The 6,486-nt window shown below is 52.8% G+C and carries 7 protein-coding genes; 1 reads left to right on the forward strand and 6 read right to left on the reverse strand.

Annotation, left to right across the window (positions count from 1 at the left end):
• Positions 1 to 25: 25 nt before the first annotated feature.
• The 6 genes from proS to metN form a co-directional block, all read right to left on the reverse strand.
• Positions 26 to 1,744: a proline--tRNA ligase gene (proS, locus tag FDW96_RS02675; protein ID WP_061380836.1), complete on the reverse strand. Its 1,719-nt coding sequence runs from the start codon at positions 1,742 to 1,744 to the stop codon at positions 26 to 28.
• Positions 1,745 to 1,857: 113 nt separating this feature from the next.
• Entirely contained in the window at positions 1,858 to 2,565 is a 708-nt protein-coding gene (gene tsaA, locus FDW96_RS02680; RefSeq protein ID WP_061380835.1) for a tRNA (N6-threonylcarbamoyladenosine(37)-N6)-methyltransferase TrmO, read from the reverse strand.
• The gene (rcsF, locus tag FDW96_RS02685; RefSeq protein ID WP_016151780.1) at positions 2,562 to 2,966 is read right to left on the reverse strand and encodes an Rcs stress response system protein RcsF; all 405 of its coding nucleotides are present in this window, start codon (positions 2,964 to 2,966) and stop codon (positions 2,562 to 2,564) included. Before rcsF ends, tsaA begins: the two co-directional genes overlap by 4 nt.
• Before the next feature lie 116 nt (positions 2,967 to 3,082).
• Positions 3,083 to 3,898 (reverse strand): methionine ABC transporter substrate-binding lipoprotein MetQ, encoded by an 816-nt coding sequence (gene metQ, locus FDW96_RS02690; protein WP_006686809.1) that lies wholly within the window; start codon positions 3,896 to 3,898, stop codon positions 3,083 to 3,085.
• A 44-nt stretch (positions 3,899 to 3,942) separates the two neighbouring features.
• Positions 3,943 to 4,596: a methionine ABC transporter permease MetI gene (locus FDW96_RS02695; RefSeq protein WP_006686810.1), complete on the reverse strand. Its 654-nt coding sequence runs from the start codon at positions 4,594 to 4,596 to the stop codon at positions 3,943 to 3,945.
• Entirely contained in the window at positions 4,589 to 5,620 is a 1,032-nt protein-coding gene (gene metN / locus FDW96_RS02700; RefSeq protein ID WP_038637459.1) for a methionine ABC transporter ATP-binding protein MetN, read from the reverse strand. Before metN ends, FDW96_RS02695 begins: the two co-directional genes overlap by 8 nt.
• 189 nt (positions 5,621 to 5,809) lie before the next feature.
• Here metN and gmhB point away from each other — a divergent pair, with 189 nt between their 5' ends.
• Entirely contained in the window at positions 5,810 to 6,376 is a 567-nt protein-coding gene (gmhB, locus tag FDW96_RS02705; RefSeq protein WP_042312133.1) for a D-glycero-beta-D-manno-heptose 1,7-bisphosphate 7-phosphatase, read from the forward strand.
• The last annotated feature ends 110 nt before the right edge of the window (positions 6,377 to 6,486 follow it).

The following is a 6,486-nucleotide window of genomic DNA, read 5'->3' on the forward strand; positions in this document are numbered from 1 at the left end:
TGATAATCAGGGCCTTTTGCTGGTATTAGCCTTTAATGGCTTTTACCAGGTAGTCGACGATGTCGCCTGTTTTAATCAACTGCTTCTCGCCGTTACGACGGTATTTGTATTCGATATCGTCGTTGTCGAGGTTACGGTCGCCCAGCACGATGGTGTGCGGAATACCGATCAGTTCCATATCGGCAAACATCACGCCCGGACGCTCTTTACGGTCGTCCATCAGCACTTCAATGCCCTGCGCGCGCAACTCAGCGTACAGTTTTTCAGCCAGTTCCTGCACGCGATAGGACTTATGCATGTTCATCGGCAGAATTGCCACCTGGAACGGGGCAATGGCGTCTGGCCAGACGATACCGCGATCGTCATAGTTCTGTTCGATAGCGGCAGCAACCACGCGAGTTACTCCGATACCGTAGCAACCCATGGTCAGGATCTGGTTACGACCGTCTTCGCCCTGAACGGCGGCTTTCATCGCTTCAGAGTACTTGGTGCCCAACTGGAAGATGTGACCCACTTCGATGCCGCGTTTAATCAGCAACGTGCCCTTGCCATCCGGACTCGGATCGCCAGCGACCACGTTACGGATGTCAGCCACTTCCGGGGTGGCGACGTCGCGATCCCAGTTGATACCGAAATAGTGCTTACCGTCGATGTTCGCACCCGCGGCGAAATCGCTCATCACGGCAACGGTACGGTCGATAACAACCGGAATTGGCATGTTCACCGGACCTAGAGAACCTGGACCCGCTTTCACCAACGCGCGGATTTCTTCTTCAGTGGCGAAGGTCAGTGGGCTGGCAACCTGCGGCAGTTTTTCCGCTTTGACTTCGTTCAGCTCGTGATCGCCGCGAACCAGCAGCGCAATCAGCGGAGACTTGCTGCCTTCAACCGCTTTCACCAGCAGGGTTTTTACGGTTTTTTCGATCGGCAGGTTGAACTGTTCAACCAGCTCGGCGATGGTTTTCGCGTTCGGCGTATCAACCAGCGTCATCTCCTGCGTTGCTGCCGCACGCGGCTCTTTCGGGGCCACGGCTTCGGCGAATTCGATGTTTGCTGCATAGTCGGAGGAGTCGGAGAAGATCACATCGTCTTCGCCGCTCTGCGCCAGCACCTGGAATTCGTGAGAGGCGCTACCGCCGATTGAACCGGTGTCCGCCTGGACCGCACGGAAATCGAGACCCATACGGCTGAAGATCTTGCTGTACGCCGCATACATCGCGTCGTAGGTCTCCTGCAGAGATTCCTGAGAAGTATGGAAAGAATAAGCATCTTTCATCAGGAATTCGCGGGAACGCATCACGCCGAAGCGCGGACGGACTTCGTCACGGAATTTAGTTTGGATCTGGTAAAAGTTCAGCGGCAGCTGTTTGTAAGAGCTCAGCTCGTTACGAATCAGGTCGGTGATCACTTCTTCATGCGTTGGGCCAAGGACGAACGGGCGATCGCCACGGTCAGCAATACGCAGCAGTTCCGGGCCGTATTGTTCCCAACGGCCACTCTCTTGCCACAGCTCAGAGGGCTGAACGACCGGCATCAACACCTCGATCGCACCGGCGTTGTTCATCTCTTCACGCACGATGTTTTCGACTTTTTTCAGGACGCGCACGCCGGTCGGCAGCCAGGTATATAACCCGGAGGCCAGCTTGCGGATCATCCCGGCGCGCAGCATCAGCTGGTGGCTGATGACTTCGGCGTCGGCAGGTGTCTCCTTCAGAGTGGAGAGCAGATATTGGCTAGTACGCATGTTGTTACGGTTCCAGTTGAACGATCGAACAGGCTCAAAACGAGCCTGGCACAAAACAAAAGTGGTTTAGTTTACCAGCGAGAAAGGGATGTCAAAAGAGTACGCGACGCAAATTAGCGGGCTTCCAGAGCAAAGACCTCAAATCCTGACGGCGTAACGCGCCAGCGGACGTTAAAGTCCAGCAGCCAAACGGCATAGGTTTTGCCTTCTTCCTCGTTTTTACGGTAGGCAGGACGGGGATCCTGCGCCAGCACTTCGGCAATAAACTGGCGAAGATGCGGATAACGTTTTTCCAGCCCAGCCAGTTGCCCAGCGATCTCTTCACTGAACGTCACATCTATGCTGGCCTGCGGTGCATCCTGAGCATAGCTGGCGCGAGCAGCGGGCAGCGATTCGGCAAATGGCAGATACGGCTTAATATCCACTACCGGCGTACCATCGACAAGATCCAGTCCGCCGAGCTCAAGGATAACGTGCTCTTTATGGCAGCGGATGCCCCGCAGCTCAACCAAAGACATGCCAACAGGGTTCGGACGAAACGTTGAACGCGTGGCGAAGACACCCATTCTGGCGTTGCCGCCAAGACGGGGAGGGCGCACGGTTGGACGCCATCCTCCTTCCATTGTCTGATGAAAAACAAAAATCACCCACAAATGGCTGAAGGCTTCCAGGCCGCGAACAGCTTCGGCCTGGTTATAGGGAGCGAGCAAATGCAGTTCGCCGCTGGCGCTTTTCACCAGACCTGGCTGGCGTGGAACAGCGAACTTTTCTTTATAAGGTGAGCGGATAACGCCTATTTGCTCGAACTGAAAATGGCTCATTTCGCCGAAATGTTCAGTGCAGAACCAATGCAAACCGCCTGACGATAGCAACCTGGGGTCCCGCTGGTTACTTCGCAACTGTGCAGCAATACCGCATTCGCTTTCATTTTAGAGGCGTTAATCTGCATGCGTTTACGTGCGGTTGGGATGCTAGGAGGGGAATCCTGGTTTGATGCCTGGCAGGATTCGCCGCTGACTTCGCCGAGATCGCGGAACGGTTTACCCACTAAATCTTCGGCGTTAGTAATGATTCTTACCGGCGCCGCGCGCGGTGCTTTTGGTTTTTCCGGCTCCGCTTTTGGCGGGGTAGCGGTGCTTTGAACGGGTTCAACAGGGGATCTGCTTAACATAGAACAGCCGCTCAGCATGAGTGCTACTAAACAGATCGGTAAAGCACGCATAATATTTCCTCAATGAATGATCTAAACGTCAGATATTGAATCAGGTGCTTGCATAAATGACAAGACGGGCAAGCGCCCGTCCTGATGATATTACAGATTCTGGAAACAGCCTAAAATTACCAGCCCTTAACCGCACCGCCGTTGAAGACTTTGTTTGCCGCTTCGTACACTTCGTCAGACTGGTAGGCCTGCACGAATTTCTTCACGTTCTCAGCATCTTTGTTGTCTTCACGGGTCACGATCAGGTTTACGTACGGAGAATCTTTATCTTCAACAAAGATACCGTCTTTTGCCGGGGTCAGGCCAATCTGGCTGGCGTAGGTGGTGTTGATGACCGCCAGGGCGATTTGCGCATCGTCCAGGGAACGCGGCAGCTGCGGCGCTTCCAGTTCAACCAGCTTCAGGTTTTTCGGGTTTTCAATCACGTCCAGCGCGGTCGGCAGCAGGCCAACACCGTCTTTCAGTTTGATTAAGCCCACTTTTTGCAGCAGCAGCAGCGAGCGGCCGAGGTTAGTCGGGTCGTTTGGAATAGCGACCTGAGAACCTTCCTGCAGCTCATCCAGTGATTTGATTTTTTTTGAATAGCCCGCAATCGGGTAAACAAAAGTATTGCCCGCGGCAACCAGCTTGTAACCACGATCTTTAATCTGCTGATCCAGGTACGGTTTGTGCTGGAAGGCGTTAGCATCAATGTCGCCTTTGCTCAGCGCTTCGTTAGGCAGGACGTAATCGTTAAACGTGACCAGCTCAACGTCCAGACCGTATTTTTCTTTTGCCACTTTCTGCGCGACTTCTGCAACCTGCTGCTCTGCGCCAACAATAACGCCCACTTTGATGTGGTTAGGATCTTTTTCATCCTGACCGCAACCCACAAGTGCCAGAGAACCGATCAGGGCTCCAACTGCCGCAAAGGTTTTGAATTTGAACGCCATGCTTATTTCCTTTTCTTAATGAGTTTTTAGTGTTGTGTGCAACGTTATTTGTGCGTGACAACCCGGACGATGCGATCGCCGGATAACTGAATTAAATAAACCAGAACGACGAGCAATACCAGTACTGTATTCATCACGGTGGCGTTGTAGCCAATATAACCGTACTGGTAGCCAATCTGTCCCAGACCACCTGCGCCGACGGCACCGCCCATCGCGGAATAGCCAACCAGCGTGATAAGGGTGATGGTGGCGGCATTGACCAGGCCCGGCAGCGCTTCTGGCAGCAGGACTTTACGCACGATCTGTAACGGTGTAGCGCCCATTGCACGAGAGGCTTCAATCAGCCCGGTCGGGATTTCCAGCAGCGCGTTTTCCACCATACGGGCGATAAACGGCGCGGCGCCGACGGTCAGTGGAACAATAGCGGCCTGCAGCCCGATAGAAGTACCCACAATCATGCGGGTGAAAGGAATCATCCACACCAGCAAAATAATGAATGGGATGGAACGGAAAATATTTACCAGTGCAGAGAGCGTACGGTAAAGCTTAGCGTTCTCAATGATTTGCCCAGGACGCGTAACGTACAGCAATACGCCAACCGGCAGGCCAATGACAAAACCAAAAAAACCGGACACAAAGGTCATTGCCAGCGTTTCCCATACGCCGCGAACCAGCAGCCACATCATCGGCTCAGACATAACCCAGTACCTCTACTTTTACATGGTGTTCCTGCAGCCAATTAATGGCTGCTTGTGTATCTTCCTGTGTGCCGTGCATTTCAGTCAGCATGATGCCGAACTTCACGCCGCCGGCGTAATCCATCTGCGCGCTAATAATGTTGTTATTTACATTAAAGCGACGGGCCGTCTCAGAGAGTAATGGCGCATCGACCGAATGACCGGTGAACTCCATGCGCAGCATTGGCACGCTGTCGGCCTGCGGCTCTGCTTTTAAACGTTCCAGATAATCTTCCGGGATATCCAGATGCAGAGTGGACTGGATAAACTTCTGTGCCAGCGGCGTTTTCGGATGAGAGAAAACTTCGCTGACGGTGTCTTGCTCAATCAGTTCACCATTACTGATGACCGCCACGCAGTCACAAATGCGTTTTACTACGTCCATCTCATGGGTAATTAGCAGAATGGTGAGACCCAGACGACGGTTAATGTCTTTCAGCAGCTCCAGAATCGAACGCGTGGTTGCCGGGTCGAGTGCGCTGGTGGCTTCATCGCACAGCAACACTTTGGGATTACTTGCCAGCGCACGAGCGATCGCCACTCGTTGTTTTTGTCCACCGGAAAGGTTGGCCGGATAGCTATCGTGCTTGTCGCCAAGACCGACTAAATCCAGCAGTTCTGTTACACGGCGTTTGATCTCTTCTTTTGGTGTGTTATCCAGTTCCAGCGGCAGCGCGACGTTGCCAAATACGGTACGGGAAGAGAGCAGGTTAAAGTGCTGGAAAATCATGCCGATTTGACGGCGAGCTTTGGTCAACTCGGACTCTGAAAGCGTGGTCAGTTCCTGACCGCCGACCTGAACGCTGCCTTCGGTTGGGCGTTCAAGTAAGTTAACGCAGCGGATAAGTGTACTTTTACCGGCACCGGAGGCGCCAATTACGCCGTAAATCTGCCCGGCAGGAACGTGCAGGCTGACATTATTTAGCGCCTGAATGGTGCGAGTCCCCTGCTGGAACACTTTGGTGATATTCGAAAGTTTAATCATTGGTTATTTATTATCGTAATTAAGTTAGCCGTGGCATTTTCGTCTGTCTGGGACGGTCAAGGCCGTCAACAAGATGGATGTTAAGGCATCCAGACGTCTAAATCAATCTAGCTTTGCACGATGAGCACTTTCTTGCCCGCCGAAACATGCGATACTAGAGCCACATGCCTTATTCAGGAGCTATAAAAGGTGGCAAAGTCTGTACCCGCAATTTTTCTCGACCGTGACGGCACCATTAATGTGGACCACGGTTACGTACATGAGATTGACGAGTTCGAGTTTATCGACGGTGTTATTGATGCCATGCGTGAACTTAAAAATATGGGTTACGCGCTAATTGTGGTGACGAACCAGTCTGGTATCGCGCGCGGTAAATTTACCGAGGCTCAGTTTGAAACGTTGACCGAATGGATGGACTGGTCGCTGGCCGATCGCGACGTTGATCTGGATGGTATCTACTATTGCCCGCATCATCCGCAGGGTACCGTAGAAGAGTATCGTCAGGTCTGCGATTGCCGTAAACCGCATCCCGGGATGCTGATTTCCGCCCGCGACTTCCTGCACATCGATATGGCTGCTTCTTATATGGTAGGCGACAAAATAGAAGATATGCAGGCGGCAGCTGCTGCGAATGTTGGAACCAAGGTACTGGTGCGCACGGGCAAACCCGTCACGCCGGAAGCAGAAAATGCGGCAGATTTGGTTATAAATAGTCTGGCAGACCTGCCAATGGCGATAAAAAAGCAGCAAAAGTAAGCGTTGTGGGTAAAAGGTGAGCGGTTGAAACAAAAATGCATTTTTCCGCTTGTCTTCCTGAGTCGACTCCCTATAATGCGCCTCCATCGACACGGCGGATGTGAATCACT

Origin of the sequence: Citrobacter sp. TBCS-15 (assembly GCF_005280815.1) — a bacterium.
GTDB lineage: Bacteria > Pseudomonadota > Gammaproteobacteria > Enterobacterales > Enterobacteriaceae > Citrobacter > Citrobacter werkmanii.